Annotated in this window: 22 protein-coding genes; 16 read left to right on the forward strand and 6 right to left on the reverse strand. The window is 71.7% G+C overall.

Annotation, left to right across the window (positions count from 1 at the left end; translation table 11 throughout):
* Positions 1-33: 33 nt before the first annotated feature.
* From EDD29_RS08490 to EDD29_RS08510, 5 genes are all read left to right on the forward strand, one after another.
* Positions 34-1392 carry a GH1 family beta-glucosidase gene (locus EDD29_RS08490; RefSeq protein ID WP_123663856.1) on the forward strand — a complete coding sequence of 453 codons (1359 nt, stop codon included), beginning with the start codon at positions 34-36 and terminating at the stop codon, positions 1390-1392.
* 397 nt (positions 1393-1789) lie between these two features.
* Positions 1790-2887: a sugar ABC transporter substrate-binding protein gene (locus EDD29_RS08495; protein WP_123663857.1), complete on the forward strand. Its 1098-nt coding sequence runs from the start codon at positions 1790-1792 to the stop codon at positions 2885-2887.
* Positions 2888-2951: 64 nt separating this feature from the next.
* Complete coding sequence (locus tag EDD29_RS08500; protein WP_123663858.1) at positions 2952-3752, forward strand: ATP-binding cassette domain-containing protein; 801 nt, start codon at positions 2952-2954, stop codon at positions 3750-3752.
* Complete coding sequence (locus EDD29_RS08505) at positions 3749-4993, forward strand: sugar ABC transporter permease (protein ID WP_123663859.1); 1245 nt, start codon at positions 3749-3751, stop codon at positions 4991-4993. The genes EDD29_RS08500 and EDD29_RS08505 overlap by 4 nt, the downstream gene beginning before the upstream one ends.
* Positions 4994-5028: 35 nt before the next feature.
* The gene (locus tag EDD29_RS08510) at positions 5029-6240 is read left to right on the forward strand and encodes an ROK family transcriptional regulator (protein WP_123663860.1); all 1212 of its coding nucleotides are present in this window, start codon (positions 5029-5031) and stop codon (positions 6238-6240) included.
* Positions 6241-6498: 258 nt separating this feature from the next.
* On the opposite strand, the gene EDD29_RS08515 is transcribed toward EDD29_RS08510, so the two are convergent.
* Positions 6499-7293 carry a class II aldolase/adducin family protein gene (locus EDD29_RS08515; protein ID WP_123663861.1) on the reverse strand — a complete coding sequence of 265 codons (795 nt, stop codon included), beginning with the start codon at positions 7291-7293 and terminating at the stop codon, positions 6499-6501.
* Positions 7294-7457: 164 nt separating this feature from the next.
* Between EDD29_RS08515 and EDD29_RS08520 the strand changes: the two genes are divergently transcribed.
* A complete protein-coding gene (locus tag EDD29_RS08520) occupies positions 7458-8339 on the forward strand; it encodes an LLM class flavin-dependent oxidoreductase (protein ID WP_123663862.1) in 882 nt (293 codons plus the stop codon).
* On the opposite strand, the gene EDD29_RS08525 is transcribed toward EDD29_RS08520, so the two are convergent.
* The 5 genes from EDD29_RS08525 to EDD29_RS08545 form a co-directional block, all read right to left on the reverse strand.
* Positions 8321-8701, reverse strand: a complete 381-nt coding sequence (locus EDD29_RS08525) for a VOC family protein (protein ID WP_123663863.1) — start codon at positions 8699-8701, stop codon at positions 8321-8323. The two genes, EDD29_RS08520 and EDD29_RS08525, sit on opposite strands and share 19 nt — an antisense overlap.
* A 92-nt stretch (positions 8702-8793) precedes the next feature.
* Positions 8794-9480 carry a hypothetical protein gene (locus EDD29_RS08530; protein ID WP_246052616.1) on the reverse strand — a complete coding sequence of 229 codons (687 nt, stop codon included), beginning with the start codon at positions 9478-9480 and terminating at the stop codon, positions 8794-8796.
* Positions 9481-9530: 50 nt separating this feature from the next.
* Complete coding sequence (locus EDD29_RS08535; protein WP_123663865.1) at positions 9531-10937, reverse strand: aldehyde dehydrogenase family protein; 1407 nt, start codon at positions 10935-10937, stop codon at positions 9531-9533.
* 131 nt (positions 10938-11068) lie between these two features.
* Positions 11069-12178: an alcohol dehydrogenase catalytic domain-containing protein gene (locus EDD29_RS08540; RefSeq protein ID WP_123663866.1), complete on the reverse strand. Its 1110-nt coding sequence runs from the start codon at positions 12176-12178 to the stop codon at positions 11069-11071.
* Positions 12179-12298: 120 nt separating this feature from the next.
* Positions 12299-13327 (reverse strand): LacI family DNA-binding transcriptional regulator, encoded by a 1029-nt coding sequence (locus EDD29_RS08545; RefSeq protein WP_123663867.1) that lies wholly within the window; start codon positions 13325-13327, stop codon positions 12299-12301.
* Positions 13328-13623: 296 nt separating this feature from the next.
* Here EDD29_RS08545 and EDD29_RS45320 point away from each other — a divergent pair, with 296 nt between their 5' ends.
* The 10 genes from EDD29_RS45320 (at position 13624) to EDD29_RS08590 (ending at position 23274) form a co-directional block, all read left to right on the forward strand.
* A complete protein-coding gene (locus EDD29_RS45320; protein WP_170201320.1) occupies positions 13624-13788 on the forward strand; it encodes a hypothetical protein in 165 nt (54 codons plus the stop codon).
* An 80-nt stretch (positions 13789-13868) separates the two neighbouring features.
* Positions 13869-14270 (forward strand): MscL family protein, encoded by a 402-nt coding sequence (locus EDD29_RS08550; RefSeq protein WP_123663868.1) that lies wholly within the window; start codon positions 13869-13871, stop codon positions 14268-14270.
* A gap of 29 nt (positions 14271-14299) precedes the next feature.
* Entirely contained in the window at positions 14300-14590 is a 291-nt protein-coding gene (locus EDD29_RS08555) for a DUF3099 domain-containing protein (protein ID WP_281281022.1), read from the forward strand.
* A 102-nt stretch (positions 14591-14692) separates the two neighbouring features.
* A complete protein-coding gene (locus EDD29_RS08560; protein ID WP_123663870.1) occupies positions 14693-15124 on the forward strand; it encodes a hypothetical protein in 432 nt (143 codons plus the stop codon).
* 198 nt (positions 15125-15322) lie between these two features.
* A complete protein-coding gene (locus EDD29_RS08565) occupies positions 15323-16552 on the forward strand; it encodes an acyl-CoA dehydrogenase family protein (RefSeq protein ID WP_123663871.1) in 1230 nt (409 codons plus the stop codon).
* Entirely contained in the window at positions 16545-17828 is a 1284-nt protein-coding gene (locus EDD29_RS08570) for an NtaA/DmoA family FMN-dependent monooxygenase (RefSeq protein WP_123663872.1), read from the forward strand. Before EDD29_RS08565 ends, EDD29_RS08570 begins: the two co-directional genes overlap by 8 nt.
* On the forward strand, positions 17821-18846 hold the full coding sequence (locus tag EDD29_RS08575; protein ID WP_123663873.1) for an LLM class flavin-dependent oxidoreductase: 1026 nt from the start codon (positions 17821-17823) through the stop codon (positions 18844-18846). The genes EDD29_RS08570 and EDD29_RS08575 overlap by 8 nt, the downstream gene beginning before the upstream one ends.
* A gap of 92 nt (positions 18847-18938) precedes the next feature.
* Positions 18939-20708 carry an ABC transporter substrate-binding protein gene (locus EDD29_RS08580; protein ID WP_211359603.1) on the forward strand — a complete coding sequence of 590 codons (1770 nt, stop codon included), beginning with the start codon at positions 18939-18941 and terminating at the stop codon, positions 20706-20708.
* A gap of 21 nt (positions 20709-20729) precedes the next feature.
* Positions 20730-22334 carry a dipeptide ABC transporter ATP-binding protein gene (locus tag EDD29_RS08585; RefSeq protein WP_123663875.1) on the forward strand — a complete coding sequence of 535 codons (1605 nt, stop codon included), beginning with the start codon at positions 20730-20732 and terminating at the stop codon, positions 22332-22334.
* The gene (locus EDD29_RS08590) at positions 22327-23274 is read left to right on the forward strand and encodes an ABC transporter permease (RefSeq protein WP_123663876.1); all 948 of its coding nucleotides are present in this window, start codon (positions 22327-22329) and stop codon (positions 23272-23274) included. Before EDD29_RS08585 ends, EDD29_RS08590 begins: the two co-directional genes overlap by 8 nt.
* Positions 23275-23277 lie beyond the last annotated feature (3 nt).

Genomic DNA, 23277 nt, shown 5'->3' on the forward strand with positions numbered 1-23277 from the left:
CGTGCAACGCCACTTCCGTAGGAGAGGTCTGCCTTGAACACCCCCCTTCCCGAAGGTTTCCTGTGGGGCGCGGCCACCGCCGCCTACCAGATCGAGGGCGCCGTCGACGTGGACGGCCGGCGCCCCTCCATCTGGGACGACTTCTGCCGCGTGCCCGGCGCGATCGACGACGGCGACACCGGCGACGTGGTCTGCGACCACTACCGGCGCTGGCCGCAGGACGTCGCGCTGATGCGGGACCTGGGCCTGGAGGCCTACCGGTTCTCCGTCGCCTGGCCGCGGGTGGTGCCGACCGGGCGCGGCGCCGTCAACGCCAAGGGACTGGACTTCTACGACCGGCTGGTGGACGCGGTCATGGCGGAGGGCATCAGGCCGTTCGTCACCCTGTACCACTGGGACCTGCCTTCGGCGCTTCAGGACAAGGGCGGATGGCCCGAACGCGACACCGCCTACGCCTTCGCGGAGTTCGCCGAGGCGGTCGCGCGCAGGCTGGGCGACCGAGTCCAGGACTGGACGACGGTCAACGAGCCGCTGTGCTCGGCGTGGATCGGCCACCTGGAGGGCAGGTTCGCGCCCGGCGAGCGGGACCTCACCCGTGCCGTGCGCGCCTCGCACCACCTGCTGCTCGCGCACGGCCTCGGCATGCAGGCCGTGCGCGCGAACGCCGCGAAGCCCGCGCGCGTGGGCCTCGTGCTCAACCCGAGCGGGATCGCGCCCGCCACCGACCGGCCCGAGGACGTCGCCGCCGCGCACCGTATGGACGGCCACGTGAACCGCTGGTGGCTCGACCCGACGAACGGTCGCGGCTACCCGGCCGACATGGTCGAGGTGTACGGGGTGGAGCCGCCCGTCCGCGAGGGCGACCTCGAGCTCATCGGCGCGCCCGCCGACTACCACGGCGTGAACTTCTACTTCCGCCAGTTCGTCGAGGACGACCCCGAGGGCCCCGCCCCGTTCGCCCGGCAGGTCCCGGTCGAGGGCGCGGAGACGACCGCGATGGGCTGGGAGGTCCACGCGCCCGGCCTCACCGACGTCATCCTGCGCTGCAGCGAGGACTACGGGGCCCGCAGCATCTACGTCACCGAGAACGGCGCGGCCTATGCCGACACCGTCGCGCCCGACGGCTCGGTGCACGATCCCGAGCGCACCGCCTACCTGGAGGGCCATCTGGCGGCCGTCGCCGCCGCCGTCGCCCAGGGCGCGCCCGTCGACGGCTACTTCGCCTGGTCCCTCCTGGACAACTTCGAGTGGGCCAACGGCCTGGCCAAGCGCTTCGGCCTGATCCACGTCGACTTCGACACCCAGCGCCGCACCGTCAAGTCGAGCGGCCACCGCTACGCCGCCCTCATCGCCGCCCACCGCGCCGCCCGCGCGCAATCGCCCTCCCGCTGAGACCGGGCGCCGGAAGAGCCGGGATCCGTCGGCCGCGACCCCCGGGGTCGCGGCCGGGCGTGCCGGAGATCCGAGTGCCAGGTCATGTGTACGGGTGATGACAGGCCGTCGTCCCTCTGTGGGGCGGCGGTTTCGTCGTTTTTGGGAGGATTTTTCTGGTCTAGACCATGTCCTCGCAGGTAACGGGCGGGTTTCCTGATTGTTATCTCAGACAACAAAATCATGGGTTCGGGTGGTTGTCGGGAGCGTTGCGGTGGATTAAGTTGCAGCAAACAACATTCAAACCAGGTCGAAAGTTCGCGATCCGGACCTAAGCCTGGTTCAGCGCTGAACCCACCCCATATCCCCCAGGCCCGGCCCTCTCCGGCGCCTTCCCCCTCGAAAGGACCCACGCATCATGCGCAAGGGGATCCTCACGCTGACCGCCACCCTGGCCCTGCTCGGCAGCACCGTCGCGGCGTGCGGCGACGACGCCGCCGACACCGCGGCGCCCAGCGCCGACAAGGCCGTCGGCAAGATCGGCGTCATCCTGCCCGACAGCAAGTCCTCCGCCCGCTGGGAGGGCGCGGACCGCAAGTACCTCAAGGAGGCGTTCGACGCCGCCGGGGTCGAGTCGGACATCCAGAACGCCCAGGGTGACAAGTCCGCGTTCCAGACCATCGCCGACCAGATGATCACCAACGGCGCGACCGTGCTGCTGATCGTCAACCTGGACTCCGGCACCGGCAAGGCCGTCATCGAGAAGGCCAAGACCCAGGGCGTCGCGGTCATCGACTACGACCGGCTCACCCTCGGCGGCGGCGCGGAGTACTACGTCTCCTTCGACAACACCGCCGTGGGCAAGCTCCAGGGCGAGGGCCTCGTCAAGTGCCTCACCGACCAGAAGGCCGAGAAGCCGATCATCGCCGAGCTCAACGGCTCGCCGACCGACAACAACGCCACCCTGTTCAAGAACGGCTACGACGGCGTCCTCCAGGCCAAGTACGACTCCGGTGACTACACCAAGGGCCCGGACCAGTCGGTCCCGGACTGGGACAACACCAAGGCCGGCACCATCTTCGAGCAGATGCTGACCAGCGAGCCGAAGATCGGCGGCGTCCTCGCCGCCAACGACGGCCTGGGCAACGCCGCCATCGCGGTGCTCAAGAAGCAGAAGCTGAACGGCCAGGTCCCGGTGACCGGCCAGGACGCCACCGTGCAGGGTCTCCAGAACATCCTCGCGGGCGACCAGTGCATGACGGTCTACAAGGCCATCAAGAAGGAGGCCGACGCGGCCGCCTCCCTCGCCATCTCGCTCGCCAAGGGCGAGAAGGGCACCACCAACGGCACCACCAAGGACTCCGAGACCGGCGCCGAGGTCCCCTCGGTCCTGCTCGAGCCGCAGGCCATCTTCAAGGACAACGTCAAGGACGTCGTCACGGACGGCTTCGTGACCAAGGAAGAGCTCTGCACCGGTGACTTCGCGAAGGCGTGCACCGAGGCGGGCATCCAGTAGCAGCCGATCCGGCTTCACCCCGGCCGCCCGCGAGGGCGGCCGGGGCTCAGTTGAGGAGACCCCCATGACCGCGTCTGAGAACCCGGCCGACGGCCCGGTGATCGAACTGCGTGGGATCGACAAGAGTTTCGGTCCCGTCCAGGTGCTGCACGGCGTCGACTTCGAGGTCCACGCAGGTGAGGTCACCGCGCTCGTCGGTGACAACGGCGCCGGCAAGTCCACCCTCGTCAAGTGCATCGGCGGCATCCACCCGTTCGACTCCGGCGAGTACCTTTTCGACGGCAGTCCCGTGCACGTCGGCAGCCCTCGTGACGCGGCGGCGCTGGGCGTCGAGATCGTCTACCAGGACCTCGCCCTGGCCGACAACCTCGACATCGTGCAGAACATGTTCCTCGGCCGCGAGAAGAAGCGCGGCCTCATCCTCGACGAGTACGCGATGGAGGAACTGGCCGCCGAGACCCTCGCGGGCCTGTCCGTCCGGACGGTCAAGTCGGTCCGCCAGCAGGTGTCGAGCCTGTCCGGCGGCCAGCGGCAGACCGTCGCCATCGCCAAGGCCGTGCTGTGGAACAGCAAGGTCGTCATCCTGGACGAGCCGACCGCCGCCCTCGGCGTCGCGCAGACCCAGCAGGTGCTGGAGCTCGTGCGCCGCCTCGCCGACAAGGGCCTGGCCGTCGTGCTCATCTCGCACAACATGAACGACGTCTTCGCGGTGTCCGACCGGATCGCCGCGCTGTACCTGGGCCGGATGGCCGCACAGGTGAAGACCCGCGACGTCACGCACGCGCAGGTGGTCGAGCTCATCACCGCCGGCCGCAGCGGCGACCTGGGCATTCAGCAAGCCAACGGGAACGGAGCCAAGGCATGAGCGCCGTCGCGACCAAGCGGCCGGCCGAGGAGAGCACCGGGTCGCCGGTGAAGGAGATGGTCGGCGGCTACTTCGGCCGGGTCAAGGGCGGCGACATGGGAGCGCTGCCCGCCCTCATCGCCCTCATCGCCCTCTGCGTGTTCTTCTGGGCGGCCCAGCCGACCTTCATGAGCACCGGCAACCTCGCCAACCTGTTCACGCAGGGCGCGGCGGGCATCGTCATCGCCATGGGCCTGGTCTTCGTCCTGCTGCTCGGCGAGATCGACCTGTCGGCGGGCTTCACCAGCGGCGTCTGCGCCGCCGTGCTCGCGGTGACCCTCACCCAGCACGGCTGGCCCTGGTACGCCTCGGTCGGCGCCGCGCTCATCGTCGGCGCCCTCATCGGCACCCTGCTCGGCACGATCGTGGTGAAGATCGGCATTCCGTCGTTCGTCGTGACGCTCGCGGCGTTCCTCGCCCTCCAGGGCGTGGCGCTGAAGATCATGGACAACGGCACCAACATCTCCATCCAGGACAAGACGATCCTGTCGGTGTCCAACGACAACGTGCCGATCACCCTGGGCTGGGTGATCTTCGCGATCGGCATCATCGGGTTCGGCATCGTCCAGTTCCTGCAGTACTCCTCCCGCCGCAAGCGCGGGCTGGTCGGGCAGAGCCTGACGACCGTGCTGTTCAAGGTCGGCGGCCTCGCCGTCGTCTGCGGCATCGGCGTCTACCTGCTCAGCCTGGAGCGCAGCCGGAACCCGGCGTTCGCGTCGCTCAAGGGCATGCCGATCGTCGTGCCGCTCATCCTGATCCTGCTCGTCGTGTTCACCTTCGTGCTGAACCGGACGTCCTTCGGCCGGCACATCTACGCGGTCGGCGGCAACCAGGAGGCGGCCCGCCGCGCGGGCATCAACGTCGACCGGATCCGGGTCACCGCGTTCGTGCTGTGCTCGGCGATGGCCGCGATCGGCGGCATCATCGCCGCGTCGCGCGCCAACTCCGTCGACCCGAACACCGGCGGCAGCGACGTGCTGCTGAAGGCGGTCGGCGCGGCGGTCATCGGCGGCACCAGCCTCTTCGGCGGCCGGGGCCGGATGATGGACGCGATCCTCGGTGGCATGGTCATCGCGGTCATCGACAACGGCATGGGCCTCATGGGGTACAGCGCGGGAACGAAGTTCATCGTGACAGGATTGGTGCTGCTGCTGGCGGCGGGCGTCGACGCCCTGTCCAGACGGCGTTCCCTGAGCACGTGACCAGCCTCCGCCCCTCCCGGTAAGGACCCCCACCCATGCGAGCCGCGCCCTCACCCGAGGAGATCCGCCGGCACAATCTGGGAACTCTGCTCAGGCACGTCCATCTGTCCGGCCCGGCGTCGCGTGCGGCGCTGGCCGAGCGGATGGGCCTCAACCGCAGCACCATCATGGCGCTGACCTCGGATCTCACCGCCGCCGGCCTGGTGACCGAGGAACTGCCGAAGACGGTGCGCAAGGCCGGACGGCCGTCGCTGGTCGTCCGGCCGGAGTCCGACCGCGTCTACGTCCTCGCCCTGGACGTAGGCGCGGACCGGCTCGTCGTCGCCCGGGTCGGGCTCGGCGGCACGGTTCTGGACCGTGCCGATGTGGCGAGGCCCGGCGGCACCCACAACGCCGACGACCTCATCTCCGCGCTCGCGGCGGTCGGGCGGCGCCTCGTGCGCGGCACCGAGGCCGGCGCGCTGTGCGTCGGCGTCGGCGTCGCCTTCTCCGGCATCGTCCGGCAGGAGGACGGCGTGGTCCGGCACGGCCCGAACATCGGCTGGGTCGACGTGCCGCTCGGCACCGAGCTGACCCGGCGGATGGCGCTGGGCCTGCGCGTCTCCGTCGGCAACGACGCGAACCTCGCCGCGCTGGCGGAACGCGCCAGGGGCGCGGGCGCGGGCCTCGACGACATCATCTACCTGCACGGCGACGTCGGGATCGGCGGCGGCGTCATCGTCGGCGGCCGACTGCTCGGCGGCGAGGGCGGCTACGGCGGCGAGATCGGCCACATGGTCGTCAATCCCGGCGGCCGGCCCTGCGGCTGCGGGTCGCGCGGCTGCCTGGAGTCCGAGGCGGGCGAGCTGGCGCTCATCGCGCTCGCCGGACGCTCGGGCGAGGGCGCCTCGGGCCGCCGCGCGGTGGAGCAGATCGTGGACGCCGCCGACCGCGGCGACGCCACCGCGCGGAGCGCGCTGCACCAAGTGGGCGACTGGCTCGGCTACGGCGTCGCCAACCTCATCAACATCTTCAACCCGTCGATGGTGATCTTCGGCGGGGTCATGCGCGAGATCTACATGGGCTCCGCGGCACAGGTCCGCAGCCGCCTCGCCATCGACGGCCTGACGGCCGCCCGCGAGTCCGTCCGCCTGCGCACCTCCTCGCTCGGCGAGGAGGCCACCCTGATGGGCGCCGCGGAACTCGCCTTCAGCGACGTCCTCACCGACCCCCTCGAAACCCTCGCCCGGGTCCGCAACGCGGACTGACCGAGCCCGCCACGCGGAATGATGGAGCCCGCCGAGGTTCTCCAGGGAGCGCCGCCAGCGCGGCCGCCCACGCGAGGTGAGCCCACCGACGGTCTTCCAGGGAGCGCCGCCAGGCGCGGCTGCGCACGTGATCGGGCGCCCCTGGGCCGCCCCGTAGGCCCCCAAGGGCCGAAGGGGCGGCCCAGGGCGCGAAAGCGCCCGATCACCAGCCCGACCGCAGGCCCCCTAGGGCCGGAGGTCGGGCCAGCAAACACAGCGCTACTCGAACACGTCGGGGTTCTCGCGGATGGTGTGGTCGGCGATCGGCTGGTAGTTCACCCAGGCGACCAGGTCGTTGCCGAGCTGGCCCTGGGTGAGCACGGCGTTCTCGTGCTCGATGGGCACGGGGGTGCCCGCGGCTTCGGCGAGGAGCTGGACCTGGGCCGAGCGCTCCATGGTGACGAACCACCAGGCGGCGGCGTCGACGGTGTCGCCGACGGTGAGCAGCCCGTGGTTGCGCAGGATGACGGCCTTGGTGTCGCCGAGGGCGGCGGCGATCCGCTTGCCCTCCTCCAGGTCGGTGACGACGCCGGTGTAGTCGTCGAACAGGCCGTGGTCCTGGTAGAAGGCGCACGCGTCCTGGGTGATCGGCTCCAGCTTGCGGCCGAGGGCCGACAGCGCCCGGCCGTGGGTGGAGTGGCTGTGCGCGGCGGCGACGACGTCGGGCCTGGCCTGGTGGACCTGGGAGTGGATGGCGAACGCCGCCTCGTTGACGGGGTAGCGCCCCTCGACGACCTGGCCCTGGTGGTTGACCAGGATGAGGTCGCTGACCCGGATGTGCTTGAAGGACATCCCGAACGGGTTCACCCAGAAGTGGTCGGTGTGCTCGGGGTCGCGGGCGGTGATGTGCCCGGCGACGCCCTCCTCGAAGCCGAACCTGCCGAAGGTCCGCAGCGCCACCGCGAGCCGCTCCTTGCGGTGCCGCCGCTCCTCCTCGAGGGTCGGGAAGCTCGGCGGGAACCGGTAGATCAGGTCCGTGGCCAGCTTGTTGAGGAAGTCTTCCTCTTGCGACATCACCGGACTCCTTCGTCTGCTGGGGTGGCGGGCCGCCCGCGGGCCGGGGTCCGCAGGCCGGACATCCATTGTCCGACGCACCGCATCCTCCGACAAGGGACAATCCCTTGATCTCCCACCGAATCCGAAACTTTTTCTGAATCTGGGTCTGCGATGATGGACCGATGAACGTCGGGGTGGTGCTCTGGCCGATCGAGACGTGGCCGGAGATGGGTGCGGTGTGGCGGCGGGCCGAGGAGCTCGGGTTCCACACCGGGTGGCTTTACGATCATCTGGCCTGGCGCGGGCACAGCCCGTGGGACGAGGCGTACACGTCGCTGGCGGCCGCCGCGGCGGTCACCTCGAAGATCCGGCTCGGCACCCTGGTGACCTCGCCGAACTTCCGGCACCCGCTGCCCACCGCGCACGCCGTGAAGACGCTCGACCGGATCAGCAACGGGCGGATCACCCTCGGCGTCGGCGCGGGCGGCACCGCCCACACCTCCGACGGGGACGTGCTGGACGCCGAGCGGAGCCCCCGTGAGCGCGCCGACAGGTACGCCGAGTGGGTCGGGCAGCTCGACGCGCTGCTGACCGAGGCGCCCGTCACCGTGCGCGGCGAGCACTGGGCGGCCCGGGACGTCACCGTCGCGCCGGGGCTGGTCCAGCGGCCGCGCCCGCCGTTCTACATCGCGGGGGAGGGGCCGCGCGGCCTGCGCCTCGCGGTCCGGCACGGGCAGGGCTGGATCGCCAACCCGCAGAGCCCCGACGGGCCCGCGCTGGAGACGGTCCGCGCCCGGATGGCCTGGCTCGCCGAGACGTGCGAGGCCGAGGGCCGCGACTTCAAGTCGCTGCGGCGGCTGCTGCTCACCGGCTTCACCGGCGACCCGTGGACCCGTTCGCTCGCCGACTTCACCGAGCTGTACGAGGGCTACGCCGATGCCGGGATCACCGATGTCGCGCTGCACTGGCCGCGGCCGGGCACTCCGTGGGAGTCCGACCCGGGGGTGTTCGAGGAGATCGCCGCTTACGTAGCGGAACGCGGGGCTCAGGACACCGGGGCGTAGGGGTCGTAGGTGCTGACGGTCCAGTGGTGCCCCGCGGGGTCCACGACCGTGTAGTCGCGGCCGCCGTAGCCCGTCGCCCGCGGCTCGTGCAGCACCCGCGCGCCCGCGGCCACCGCGCGGGCGTGGTGGCCGTCGAGGTCGGCGACCCTGACGATCAGCCACATCGGCGCCGGATCGGCCGACTCGATCGGCATGACGAGGCCGCCCGCCCCGTCGTCGAGGGCGAGTTCGGCGTGCTGCACCCGTCCCGCGGGGTCCTTGACCACGAGATGCGGGGCGAAGCCGAGCGCCTCGCACAGGAACGCGATCGCCCCGGCGACGTCCCGGTAAGGCACGACGGGATAGATGGACGGCTTGCTCAACGCTGCGCACCTCCGCCTCGGTTTCCCCGCAGGGTAAGCCAAACCGGGTCAACGCGCCGGAGGAGTCGGGGGAATGATTCACCCCGGAACGGTTAGGCGAAGAGCTGCCCGCAGACGAGCAGGCGGCTGAGCTCCAGCCACGGGACCTCACCGAGTTCGCGCTCCGGCGACGCCGACGGGCCGCCGTCGCGCGGCACCCGGGAGCCGTCGGCGACGTCCCAGCCGCCGAACGTCCCGGCGACCGCGCACTCCAGGTAGGCGGCCGGGTCGAAGTTGCGCCAGCGCGCCGGGGTCGCGCGCGGCCCCGAGCCCTCCGGACGGGGGGCGGGCGCCACCCCGTCGACGTGCCGCGCGGGCGTGGTGACGAAGTCCTCGAGATCGGCGATCTGGGACAGCAGCACCTTCTCCCAGTCGCTCTGGGTGAACGGGTCGCCCGCGAGCGAGAGGTCCTTCGCCGACCAGGCCGGGTCGAACGGGGGAGGCGGCGAGCCGGCCGCCGCGGTGAACAGCGCGCCGACCTGGTCGGCCTCCAGCCCGTGTTCGTGGCGCAGCGACGAGCCGACCTTCCACAGCGAGCGCAGCAGCGCCGACAGCGACCAGGACGCCGCACGGGCGTCCCGGCCGATGCGCAGCAGGTGCAGGTACAGGTCGCGGTTGGTGGCGAGCTGCGGCTCGTCCGGTCCGTCGACCCAGTACATCTGCTTGTGTGGAACCCCGCTTTCGAACGTCAGCACCTGGGCGAGTGCCGACACCCTGGTCTGGTGTCTGGCGACACGCACCTGATTTCCGTTGTCGTCCTGTCGCAGTACGTCCCACATGATGGATGAATTTACCCCTTGGCGCGGTGTCGGACTTGCACCTCGGTGAAGCCTTCCAGCCCCCACGGGCCGTTCTCGGTGCCGACGCCGCTCCAGCCGAAGCCGCCGAACGGCTGGCCCGGGTGCAGCGCGAGGTGCGTGTTCACCCACGCGGTGCCGCATTCGAGGCCCGAGGCGACCTCGTAGGCGCGGTCCTCGTCGGCGCTCCAAACGGAGCCACCGAGACCGAAATGGGTCCCATTGGCGCGCTCGACGGCCTCCTCGACCGACGAGTAGCGCACGACGGGCAGCGCCGGGCCGAACTGCTCCTCGTCGACCAGTGCGAACCCGTCGGTCGCGCCCGCGATGATGGTCGGCTCGTGGAAGTAGCCCGGCCCGTCGACGGCCTTGCCGCCCGCCACCGCGGTCGCGCCGTGGGACAGGGCGTCGGCGACGAGCTCGGCGACCCGCTCGCGCTGCGGGGCGTTGTTCAGCGGGCCGAGCCGGACGCCCTCGGCGGTGCCGTCGCCGACCTTGGCCTCGCGCGCCAGCGCCGCGAGCGCCTCCACGATGTCGTCGTGCAGGTTGTCGGGCACGTAGACGCGCTTGATCGCCGAGCAGATCTGGCCGTTGTTCATGAAGGCGTGGTCGAACAGCTTCGGCGCGACGACCGAGGGGTCGGCGTCGGGCAGCACGATCGCCGGGTCGTTGCCGCCCAGTTCCAGGGTGACCCGCTTGAGGTCGGACGCCGCCGCGGCGGCGACCCGCTTGCCCGTGGCGACGCTGCCGGTGAAGCTCACCTTGCGCGGGACCGGGTGCGCGGTCATGAGCGCGCCGAGCGGGTCGCGCCCGCTCACCACGTTGAGCACGCCCGCGGGCAGCACGCCCTGGAGCAGCTCGCCGACGGCCAGCGTGGTGATCGGGGTGAACGGCGACGGCTTCAGCACCATCGTGTTGCCCGCGAGCAGCGCGGGGGCGATCTTCCAGCAGGCGAGGAGCAGCGGGAAGTTCCACGGCGTGATGGCCGCGACGACGCCCATCGGACGCCGCACGACCTCCACGTAGGCGGTCGCGTCGTCGCGGATGACGTCGTGCGGGATCTCCAGGTCGGCGTGGTGCTTCAGCCAGTAGCCCGAGGCGAACACCTCGCCCGCGGCCTCGCCGAGCGGCTTGCCCTGCTCGGCCGTCAGGACCGGAGCGAGCTCCTGCGCCTTGGCCATGAGCAGGTCGCCCGCGGCGTGCAGCGCGGCGCGCCGGGCCGCCAGGTCGTCCTTCCAGCCCTTGTAGGCCTCGCGTGCCGCGTCGAAGGCCGCGTCGAGCTGCTCGGGCGAGGCGTCGGGCGCCTGCGCGTGCACCTGCCCGGTCGCGGGGTTGACGACGTCGAAGGATCCCTCGCCCTTCACGCTCGTGCCACCGATGGTCATGCCGTACTGACTCATAGAGCGCTCCACCGAATCAGATTCTGTTACAGCGCCCATTCTGGCCCACCGGGACTGTGCGGGGGCACCCCGGGCGGGTGTGTGATTTGCCGGGCGTGCTAGCTTTCCTGCCTGCACGCCCGGTTCCTTGGTCAGTCGAACATGATGATCTGGCGGACGGCGAGGCCGTCGGCGAGGGTGTCCATCGCCTCGTTGATCTCGGACAGGCGGATGCGGGAGGAGATGAGTTCTTCCACGGGGAGCCTGCCTTCGCGCCACAGGGCGGCGTAGATCGGGATGTCGCGGGACGGGACCGCGGAGCCGAGGTAGGAGCCGATGATCGTGCGGGCCTCGGCCGTCAGGATCAGGGGCTCGATGGCGGAGGTCGCGCCGGGGGCGGGCAGGCCGACGGTGACCGTGGTGCCGCCCGGGGCGGTGATCTTGACGGCGGTCTCGAACGCCGCGGGGTGCCCGGCGGCCTCGACGACGATGTCCGGGCGGACGCCGGAGGCGAGGACCTCCTCGGGGGTGTGGACGGCGTCCGCGCCCAGCTCGGTGGCACGCGCCAGCTTCGCGGGGACCGCGTCGACGCCGATGACCCGGGCCACGCCCAGCGCGCGGGCGGTGAGCAGCGCGGCCATGCCGACGCCGCCGAGGCCGACCACCGCGACCGTGTCCTCCGGGCCGGGCCTCGCCGCGTTGAGCAGCGCCCCGCCGCCCGTGAGCACCGCGCAGCCCAGCACCGCCGCGACGTCCGGGGGCACGTCGTCCTCGACCGGGACGAGCGACCTGCGGTCCACCACCGCGTGCGTGGCGAAGCCGGAGACGCCCAGGTGGTGGTGCACCTCGGCGCCGTCGCGCGACAGCCGCCGCCCCCCGCCGAGCAGGGTCCCCGCGCCGTTGGCGGCCGACCCCGGCGCGCACGGCATCCGCCCGTCGGTCCGGCACGCCCGGCACTCGCCGCAGCGCGGCAGGAACGCCATCACCACCCGCTGCCCGACCGCGAGGTCGGAGACGCCCTCCCCGAGTGCCTCGACCCGTCCCGCCGACTCGTGCCCCAGCAGCATCGGCACCGGCCGCACCCGGTGCCCGTTCACCACCGAGAGATCCGAATGGCACACCCCCGCCGCCTCGATCCTGACGAGCACCTCACCGGCCCCCGGCGGATCCAGCCGCACCTCCGTCACCCGGATGGGCCGCGACACCCCATACGGCCGAGCCGCCCCGATCGTCTCCAGCACCGCACCCGTGATGACCGTCATGTCCGCCTCATCTCCTGCGCAGATCTCCTGCTCATAGCCTGTCCGGCCCGGAGCGTACGCCACGATCCCCGCCCGGCCGGCTGTGCCCGCGCACAGGCCCTGCCCCCGCGGGCTGTGCCGCTAGTCGTCCGGAGGGAGGGAGCAGGAGGTGCGGATCATGAGCTCGTGGCCCATGAGGACGGCCCGGGGCTCGCCTTCCGGGGGGTCCAGGAGGAGGCGGCCGACGGCCCGGCCCTTCTCGGTCTTGGGCTGGCGGATCGTGGTGAGGCCCGCCTCTTCGGCGCCGGTGATGTCGTCGAAGCCGGTGACGGACAGGTCGGCGGGGACGGCGAGGCCCGCGTCGGCGGCGGCGCGGAGGGCGCCGAGCGCCATCAGGTCGGTGGTCGTGAGGATCGCGGTGGGGCGCGGGTCGAGGGCCAGGAGCTCGCCGGCGGCGGCGTGGCCGCCCTCCCGGGAGTGGACGGTCCGGACCACCGCGACGTCGGACCAGTCGAGCCCGTACTCGGTGACCGCCTCGCGGAACCCGGCGAGGCGCGCGGCGACGGCTCCGGAGGTGCCCGCGGCGTCGAGGTCAGGATCGGTGAGGCCGTGGTGGATCACGCCGAGCCGCCGGTGGCCCAGGCTGAGCAGGTAGGCGGCGACGCGCCGGCCCGCGGCCCGGTCGTCGATGCCGACGAAGGGCACCCCTTCGAGGCGGGGCTCCCCGGCGATGACGTAAGGGAGCCTGCGCTGGCGGAGCGCCTCCAGGGCGGGGTGGCCCTCGTTCAGGCAGAACGCCACGAACCCGTCGACGATCGCCTCCCGGACCGCCGACTCGGCGGAGGCGTCGTTCGGCCAGGTCATGAGCAGCAGGCTGGTGCTGGACGGCTCGGCGACCTCCGCGAGGCCGCGCAGGAACGCCACCGCGTAGGGGTCGGTGAAGGCGTAGGAGATCTCCTCGGTGAGCACCACGCCGAGGACGCCGGCCCGGCCGAGGCGCAGGGTGCGCGCGGCGGGGTCGGGTCCGGCGTAGCCCATCCGTTCCGCCGTGTCCAGGATCCTGCGCCGGAGCTCGGGGTTGAGCTGGTCCGGCCGGGAGAACGCGTTGGACACGGTCGTCCGCGAGACGCCGACCTCGTCGGCGATCGTCTTGAGTGTGACGCGTGCCATGCGCGAGATCGTAATTCCGCGTTGAATCCAGGCACAACCGGGGCTACTCTGAACTTGTCTGAATCGATCCAGAACCGAGACCCGCGAGGGACTCCGGGGAGGAAGGATCGGCGCGGATCCGCAGCTCGCCGCCTCGTTGCGGCGTCCGGAGCGAGACCCCATGGGGATGGGGGCTCGCTTCCGTGAGGGCCGGCGGACGACCCCCAGGGGTGGGGAGGCCGTCCGCCGGCCGCTTTTTATCCACTTGCCGGGCCGTGTGCCCGTCCGGCAGGGTGGCTGCGAAGGGGGAGTGCCGCATGGCCGAGAGCGAAGAGACCACCACCGACGAGGGCGTCGAGCCCCGCCCGCGCCCGGTCCCCGCCGACACGCCGCAGCCCCCGCCCCGCCCGGCCCGCTGGGTCCACCTGGTCCCCAGGCCGTCTCCGGCCCGTCCGCACGACACCGAGGGCGCCGACGGCTGACCCCGCCGCCAGGGGAACCGTTCACCGCAGCGAGACCGTTCCATTACGCTTCTGTCTTTGCCACTGAGAGGGAGAGCGCTGTGGAGGGTTTGAAGAAGTTCCTGCTGCGGGGGAACCTGGTGCAGCTCGCGGTCGCGGTGGTCGTGGGCGCGCAGTTCAGCGGGCTGGTGACCCAGTTCGTGAAGTCGTTCATCGATCCGCTGCTGGCGCTGGTGGGCGGGAACCCGAACCTCGACTTCCTCGTGTTCACGATCGGGGACACGAAGTTCCCCTACGGCACCTTCCTGTCCGTGGCGATCACCTTCGCGATCACCGCGACCGTCATCTACTTCGTGCTCGTCGCGCCGATGGCGAAGCTGCTGGTGTTCCTGGACCGCAAGGAGGCGGCGACCGAGCGGGACTGCCCGTCCTGCCTGAGCGCCGTGCCGGTCAAGGCGAGCCGCTGCAAGTTCTGCACCTCGGAGCTCCAGCCCGTCGCCTGACCAGGTCTTTGACCTGCCGTCGGACGTTGGTGGCGAGCGCGGCGTACCTTGAAGGTATGGAGGTACGCAAGAGGCGGTACCTGATCCTCATGGGCGCGTGCGTGGCCCTGTTCGTGCTCTCGTGGTTCATCGCCATCTTCTCCGCGCCGCTGGCCGTGGTGGTGGCACTCGTCGCGTGCGTCATCCCGCCGGTCGCGGTGATCGTCGCCAACAACGCGGAAGAGGACGATGATCGCGTGGATTGGGACGATGACCTCGACGAAGGGGCCGAAGAAGAGTCCGAGACACGGGAAGAGTCCAAACCACTGGTCACCCACTGACCGTCCGGATTCTCCGGAAAGTATGGATAGCTGGGTGATCGACCTGTTATCAATGTCCACCGGGGCGCGAGCAACGCGCCCCGGGACGGACGGTGGTGAACGGTGCGGCACGCGCTCGGATTCCTGCTCGGCATCCTGCTCATCCCGGCTCTGGCCTACGGCATGGCGTGGGGCTACGCCCGCGCGACCGCCTCGGTCAACCACCTCGACCTGACGATCGCCGACACCACCCAGTTCTATGGCGCCTTCGCCACCATGGGTGCGGTCGGCCTTCTTTTCGGCATCTTCATGATGGCCCGGTGGGCCTCCCCGTTCGTCTCGCTGTTCCCGGCCGTCGCCTACCTCTACTGGAGCGGCTGGTACCTGGTCGAGCCCGCGAAGGCGGCCGCCCTGGTGACCAGGATCCCGCCCGGCGGCGAACTCGACACCGCCCTCCAGGGTCTGCTCACCTCCGGCTTCTTCGCCCTCGCGGGCTTCGCCCTGATCGTCCCGATGTGGACGCCCGGTCGCTGGCGCAGGTACAGCGTCGAGTAGCGCCCGCCGAAGGCCCCTGTCCGCGGTGCCGCGCCGTGCCCTTGTTTCCTTTGCGTTAAGCGATCCGCCACGCAGCGTGACGGCCCGTCTCGTCAGGTGAGATGCGTTTGCAATTCCTGTAATACCTGTAGGAAATTAGGGAAACGAACCGGGCGTCCGTTTTGTCGGATGTCCGGGCAGGTCAGGAAAGGTTGCCGCATGTCCGATGCCGGCTCTTCTCTGCGGTCCGCGACCGCGGACACCGCAGAGCTTCAACAGCTGTTCCGCCCGGTCTTCGCCGCGGTCGCCGAGGGCAACCTCGAGCGCGAGAAGGGCCGGGTCTTCCCCTACGAGCAGGTCCGCCTGCTGGTCGACGCGGGTTTCAGCACCCTGCGCGTCCCGCGCGAGCTGGGCGGCCACGGCGCGTCGCTGCGGCAGACGTTCCTGCTGCTGCGCGAACTCGGCGCCGCCGACCCCAACGTCGCCCATGTGTGGCGCAACCACCTCGCGTTCGTCGAGGACCGCCTCAACGCGCCCCGCTCGGCGGAGACCGACCGGTGGATCCGGCGCTTCCAGGACGGCGAGTTCGTCGGCGGCGGCTGGACCGAGGCGAACAACGGCACGTACGCGAACATCCAGACCAGGCTGGTCCGCAAGGACGACCACTGGCTGGTCAGCGGCGCCAAGTACTACGCGACCGGCAGCCTCTACGCCGACTGGCTGGACGTCCTGGCCGTGGACGAGGACGGGGCGCCGACCACCGCCCTGGTGAAGCGCGACCAGCCCGGCGTCACCCTCACCGACGACTGGCGCGGCTTCGGCCAGAAGACCACCGCCAGCGGCAGCGCGACCTACGCCGACGCCAGGGTGGCGCCCGAGCACCTGTTCCCCGCCGCCGAGCGGTTCACCTACCAGGGCCTCTTCTACCAGACGTCCCTGCTGGCGATCCTCGCCGGAATCACCCAGGCGACCCTGCGCGACGGGATCGCCGCGCTCAAGGCGCGCAAACGCAACTACGGCCACGCCCTCGCCGAGACCGCCGCCCAGGACCCGCAGCTCCTCCAGGTGATCGGCAAGGTCTCGGCGCTGGCGTTCGGCGCGGAGTCCGCCCTCGCCGCCTCGGCCGCGACCCTCGACGACATCGCCGACGCGCACCGCGCCGGGGACACCGAGGGCAAGAAGGCCGCGGCGCTCGCCGGGACCGTCGCGACGAACCGGGCCCAGCTCGTCATCATCGACGCCGCGCTCCAGGCCACGACGCTCGTCTTCGACGCGCTCGGCTCCTCGGGCGTCTCGGAGGACCTGCTCCTGGACCGGCACTGGCGCAACGCCCGCACGCTCGCGTCGCACAACCCCCGGGTCTACAAGGAGCGGATGATCGGCGACTGGCACGTCAACGACGCCGATCCCGCGCTCGTCTACAAGATCGGCGCGGGTCAGAGTGAGTAGCGCACGAGAAGGCCACGTCATCCTCGGCGTCAACGTCCTGGTGCTCGGCTACCTGCCGGCGGCCTGGCAGTCCCCGCGGCTGCACCGCGACTCGTTCGTCGACGACGTGTACTGGCGGGGCATCGGCCGGACCGCCGAGCGCGGCGCGCTCGACGCGCTCTTCCTCGCCGACGCGCCCGCGCTCGGCGACCCGGCCTACGACGGCAACGCCGGCCGGCTCGAGCCGACCGTCAACTGGGCCCACGTCGCCGCCGCGACCGAGCGCGTCGGCCTCATCGCGACCGCCTCGACCACCTTGAACGACCCGTTCGACCTGGCCCAGCGGCTGCTGTCCCTCGACCACGTGTCCGGCGGGCGCGCGGGCTGGAACATCGTGACGACCCGGGCGGCCCCCGCCGCGTGGAACTTCGGGCTCCCCGACATCCCCGACCGCGACCGCAGGTACGAGCGGGCCGCGGAGTTCGTCGAGCTGGTCCTCGCCCTGTGGGAGTCGGCGGAGACCGGTGCCGACGTCCGCCACCGGGGCGAGTTCTTCACCCTCGACGGACGGCTGCGGGTGCCGCCGTCCAGGCAGGGCCGTCCCGTCCTGGTGCAGGCCGGCGGCTCGGCCGCCGGCCGCGCGCTCGCGGGCCACCGGGCCGACGCGGTGTTCGCCGCCGAGCTCACCAAGGAGGGCGCGATCGGGCACTACCGCGAGGTCAAGCGGTACGCCGCGGACGCGGGCCGGCCGCCGGAGTCGGTGAAGATCCTGCCCGGCCTGCTGCTCAGCCTCGGCAGCACCGAGGCCGAGGCCAGACGGCGCAGCGACGAACTGCACGACCTCGGCCCCGCCTCCTACTCGGCGCAGTGGCTGTCCCAGGCGATCGGCTACGACGTCGCGACGCTCGACCTCGACGCGAAGTTCCCCGAGGACGTGCTCGCCGCGATCGTCGACCCCGCGCACGCGGGCGGCAGCATCGGCTTCCGGCAGTCGATCCACGCGCAGATCCGGCGGACCGAGCCGACCGTCCGCGAGTACCTCAGGCAGACCAGGTACACCGGCTCCGGGCACAGCGGCTTCGTCGGCACACCCGAGCAGCTCGCCGACCACATCGAGGACTGGTACCGGTCCGGGGCCGTCGACGGGTTCAACCTCCAGCCCGACGTCCTCGCCGACGGCCTCGAGGTGATCGTCGACGAGGTCGTGCCGCTGCTGCGCAAGCGCGGTCTCTTCCGGCACGAGTACACGGCGGACACCCTTCGCGGGCACCTCCAGGGAGACGCAGGACATGAGTGAGACCAACGCGAGGTTCCTGGGCGTCGGGCTCGCCGGGCGGCACCTGGTGGCCCTCACCGCCGACGCAGGGGCCGCGGCCCGTCTCGACGGCGCGGGGGCGGCGTTCGTCGCCGCCGGGATCGAGCGGATCGACGGCTCGGCGCCCGACGACACGACGCTGGAGCCGACCATCGCGGCCGCGCTGCTCGCCGCCCGCGTGCCCCGCGTCGCGGTGCTCGCCGCGGCCGCCCCGCACCGCGACCACCCCTACAACCTGGCCCGCAGGGTCGCCTCGCTCGACCATCTGTCGGGCGGCAGGTCCGGTGTGATCCTCGGCCTCCGCGACGCCTACGCGCCCACCGGGGAACCGGGCCGCGAAGGGTGGGGCGGCGCGGGCCTCACCGAGGGGGTCCCGCTGGGCTCCGCGACGACCCGGGACGCCGCGCTCGCGGTCGCGAAGCTCTGGCAGAGCTGGCCGCACGACTCGATCGTCGCGGACCGGGCGAGCGGGGTCTTCGCGCGCGCCGAGCGGATCGCGTACGCCGACCACCGGGGCGTCTTCGAGGTCAAGGGGCCGCTCACCTTGCCGACGACCGCGCAGGGCTCACCCGTGCTGGCCTGGTACGCCGCCTCCCCTGAGGAGGCGGCCTTCGCCGAGGGCGCCGACCTCGTCGTCCTGGGCGGCTCCGCGCCGGAAGAGGTCGCGGCCACCGCGGCGGCACTCGACGGGCACGCCTCCCGGCGGCCGCTCCTCTTCGTCCGGCTCGACTTCGCCGGGGACTCCGAGGTCGCCGGGTTCGTCGCGCGCGCCGAGGCCGCCGCGGGCCTCCCCGGGGTGGACGGCCTCCTGGTCCGCCCGGACGGCGCCGAGGACTCCGTGTCCCGGGTGCTCGACGAGGTCGTCCCGGCGCTCACCGCGCGCGGGATCGTCCGGCCGCCCGGCGCGGGCACCCTCCGCGATCGCCTGGCGCTGCCCGAGCCCGCGCCGCTGCTCGCCGGCGCGACGCCGGTCTTCCCCGCTCCCGCCCCACTCCGCTAGCCCCGACCCCGCCGGCCTCCCCGAGGCCGGAGAGACCCCCGAAGAAGGACCCTCCCGTGAAGCGAACCAACGAACGACCGCGAAGAGTGAGAGTGCTGTTCCGATCCGTAGGCGCGGCCGCGCTCGCCGCCCTCCTCACCGCCTGCTCGGGCAACGCCCCGGTCACCGGCGACGCGCAAGGCGGCGAGGCGCCCAAGGCGGGCGGCACGCTCCGCATCGCCTCGCTCCAGTCCGACATCGACGCGCTGGACCCCCTGACCGGCTACACCATCGACTCCTGGGAGGTGATGCGCGCGGTCACCCGCCAGCTCGTCACCTACCGGGGCAGCACGACCGACATCAGGGACGACACCGAGATCGTGCCCGACCTCGCGAAGTCCTGGGACGTCAGCGAAGACGGCAAGACCTACACGTTCCACCTGCGCGACGGCGTCAAGTACTCCGGGTCGGCCACCCGCGAGATCGTCGCGAAGGACTTCGTGTACGGGATCAAGCGCTTCTGCGACCCGAACAAGCAGGTCGCCGCGATCAACTACTTCCACCTCGCGTTCTCCGGGTTCACCGAGTACTGCGACGCGTTCGCCAAGGTCCCCGCCGGCGATCCGGCGAAGTCCAAGGAGTTCATCGACGCCCACGAGATCTCCGGCGTCTCCGCGCCCGACGACAAGACCCTCGTGCTCAAGTCGGACACCAAGAACTACGACTTCCTGCCGATCCTGTCGATGAACTTCGTCTCGCCGCTGCCGGAGGAGGTCGCCTCCAAGTACGTCGGCGACTCCCTGGAGTTCCGCAAGAACTACCCGTCCAGCGGGCCGTACGAGATCTCCTCCTACGAGCCCGGCCGCGCCCTCGTCCTGACCAAGGTCAAGGGCTACGACCACGCGGGCGACCCGGCCCGCAAGGCCTACGTCGACAAGATCGAGGTGGACTTCACGACCAACACCGAGGACGCGGTCGTGCAGAAGATCCAGTCGGGCGACGCCGACCTGTCGCTCTACCTCGACACCCCGCCGCTGGCCACGCTCCAGCAGTTCCAGACGAGCAAGAGCGCGAACCTGCACTCCTCCGACAGCGGCGCGGCGAACTTCATCACCATCAACGCGCAGAAGGGCGTCGACTCCGACGGAGTCAAGGCGCTCAAGGACCTCAAGGTCCGGCAGGCGATCGCCTACGCGGTGAACAAGGCCAACCTCGTCCAGGCGCAGGGCGGCAAGATCGCGGCCAAGCCGAACGGCCAGATCATCACCTCGACGATCCTCGGGCACGAGGCCTACGACCCGTACGCGACGAAGGACAGCGCGGGCGACCCGGCCAAGGCGAAGCAGCTGCTCGCCGAGGCGGGGTACCCCGACGGGCTCGAGCTCGACGCCGTCTACCGGGTCACCGCCCAGTTCGAGACGATCGCGGTCACCCTCAAGGAGGACCTGGCCAAGGCCGGGATCGAGCTGAACCTCATCGCGATCCCCAGCGCCCAGTTCCACCCGTACCTCCAGGACCCCGAGAGCCGCTGGGACATCGCGCTGAGCGGCATGTTCGCTCCGGACTGGCAGGGCCCGAGCACCCGGATGCTGCTGGGCGGCTGGCTCAACTCCGACGCCGCCCCCTGCGGCAAGGGCAACGTCTACGCGATCTGCTACGACAACGCCGACCTCAACGAGCTCGCCGCCGAGGCTTTCCCGTCCGACGACCCGGGCCCGATCTGGGCGAAGGCCGACAAGCTCGTGTCCGACGACCTGCCGTGGATCCCGCTGTTCGAGAAGCGCAAGGTCGTCATCACCTCCGACCACGTGCGGAACTGGACCTGGTCGTCCCTGGCGGTCGGCGCGGACCTCACCAACCTCGCCGTGAGCTCGGCGAACTAGCCGGAAAGCGAGACCTTCGCCATGGCCCTGTTCTCCGTGCAGAACCTGAGCGTCACCTTCCGGGACCGCGACCGCGAGTTCGCCGCGGTGCGCGACGTCTCCTTCGCCGTGGAACCCGGCAGGACGCTGGCGCTCGTCGGCGAATCGGGCTCCGGCAAGAGCGTCTCGCTGCTGGCCGCCACCGGGCTCCTCCCGGACCGGGCCGAGGTGCGGGGCAAGGCCCTGCACCTCGGCACCGACCTCACCACGCTGGACGCCCGGCGCCTGAGGGCCGTCCGCGGGCGGCACATCGGGTTCGTCTTCCAGGACCCGCTGAGCAACCTGCATCCGCTGAAGACGATCGGCGCGCAGATCGGCGAGGCGATCACCGCGCACGAGCGGATCGGCCGGACGGCGCTGCGCCGCCGGGTCCTCGACCTGCTCGGCGAGGTCGGCATCAAGGACGCCGCGCGCCGCGTCGACGACCATCCGAACCACTTCTCCGGCGGGATGCGGCAGCGGGCCATGATCGCCATGGCCATCGCGCACAACCCCGGCCTGATCGTCGCCGACGAGCCCACCACCGCCCTGGACGTGACGGTCCAGGCGTCGATCCTGCGGCTGCTGCGGCGGCTCCAGGAGGCGCACGGCACCGCGCTGGTGTTCGTCAGCCACGACCTCGCCGTCGTCTCCGACATCGCCGACGACGTCGTGGTCATGCGCGACGGCGCGGTGGTCGAGTCCGCGCCCGCCGCCCGGCTCTACGCCGCGCCCGAGCAGCCCTACACCCGGGAACTGCTGGGCGCGGCCAGGCACGGCCTCGCCCTCGACGCCTCCCCGGCCCCCGGCACGTCGCCGGAACCGCTGCTGGAGGGCGCCGGCCTGCACATGGACTACCGGAGGCGGGGCCGCAAGGACTCCGTCAAGGCCCTGGCGGACGTCGCGTTCACCGTCGGCGAGGGCGAGATCGTCGGGCTGGTCGGCGAGTCGGGGTCGGGCAAGTCGACGATCGGGCGGATCGTCGCCGGGCTCGTCCGGCCGACCGAAGGGCAGGTCGCGTTGCGCGGCGCGGTCTACAACGCGCCGGGCAAGGGCAGGCTCCGGCTCGACCCGGACGTGCGGACCGCCGTCCAGCTCGTCTTCCAGGACCCGTACGGCAGCCTCAACCCGCGCCGCAGGATCGCCGCCACCCTGGCCGAGCCGTTCCTGGTCAACACAGGGCTCGGCACGGCGGAGATCCGGGCCGAGGTCGCCGAACTCGTGCGCCGGGTCGACCTCCCGGAATCGGTCCTCGACCGGCTGCCGTCGCAGCTGTCCGGCGGGCAGCGGCAGCGCGTCGCGATCGCCCGCGCCCTCGCGCTGCGGCCCGCCCTGGTCGTCGCCGACGAACCGGTCTCCGCGCTCGACATCACCACCCAGGCGCAGATCGTCGCGCTGCTCCGGCGGCTCCGCGACGACCTGGGCACCTCCTTCCTGTTCATCTCCCACGACCTCGGGGTCGTCGCCGACCTCTGCGAGCGCGTCGTCGTGCTCAGCGAGGGCCGCGTCGTGGAGCAGGGGCCCGTCCGCGAGGTCTTCACCGACCCGAAGGACCCCTACACCCGCGCGCTGCTCGACTCGATCCCCGGAAAGGCGCAGCATGTCTAGCCCGCCGCTTCTCGGCGACCCCGGCGCGGCGGCGACCGCGGGCCCCGCGGGCGGGGCCGTCCGCTCCGGCGTGCTCCGCGCGATCCTGCGCGAGCGGTCCGCCGGGATCGGGCTGGTCCTGGTCGGCGCGGTCGTGCTCGCGGCGCTGCTCGCGCCGGTCGTCGCCGCGCTCACCGGGCACGGCCAGAACCAGCAGTTCAGGGCCGAGGCCCTCACCGAGAGCGGGCTGCCGATCGGCCCCGGCGGCGACTTCCTGCTCGGCGCCGACGGCAACGGCCGCGACGTCCTGGTCCGCACCCTCTACGGCGCCCGGATCTCCCTGCTCGTCGGCATTCCGGCGACCACGCTCGCGCTGCTCATCGGCACCGCCGTCGGCCTCGCCGCCGGGTTCTTCCCCGGCCGGACCGACCGGCTGCTGTCCCTCGGCACCGACGTCGCCCTGTCGTTCCCGTTCGTGGTGACCGCGCTCAGCCTCGTCGCGCTGAACAAGGGGTCCGACGGGCACGCGCTCGTCAATCCGGTCGTGCTCGTCATCCTGGTGATCTCGCTCTTCGCCTGGACCGCGTTCGCCAGGCTCGTCCGCGGCCTCGTCGTCGTGCTGCGCAGCAGGCCGTTCGTGGAGGCCGCGCTCTCGCTCGGCGCGAGCCGCCGCCGGGTGATCGTCCGGGAGATCCTGCCGAACGTGCTGCCCGTCGTGGTCGTCTACTGGGCGGTCCAGCTGCCGGTGAACATCATGCTCGAGGCGACCCTGTCGTTCCTCGGCGTCGGCGTCCAGGCGCCCACCGCGAGCTGGGGGAACATGATCGCCGAGGCGCAGCGGTCGTCGCTCTACCAGGTGCAGCCCTGGTTCCTGCTCGGGCCCGGCATCGCCATGTTCGTCACCGTGCTGGGGTTCAACACGATCAGCTCCGGCGTCCGCAACGTCCTCGACCCGGGATAGCCC

It is taken from the genome of Actinocorallia herbida, assembly GCF_003751225.1.
Taxonomy (GTDB): Bacteria; Actinomycetota; Actinomycetes; order Streptosporangiales; family Streptosporangiaceae; genus Actinocorallia; species Actinocorallia herbida.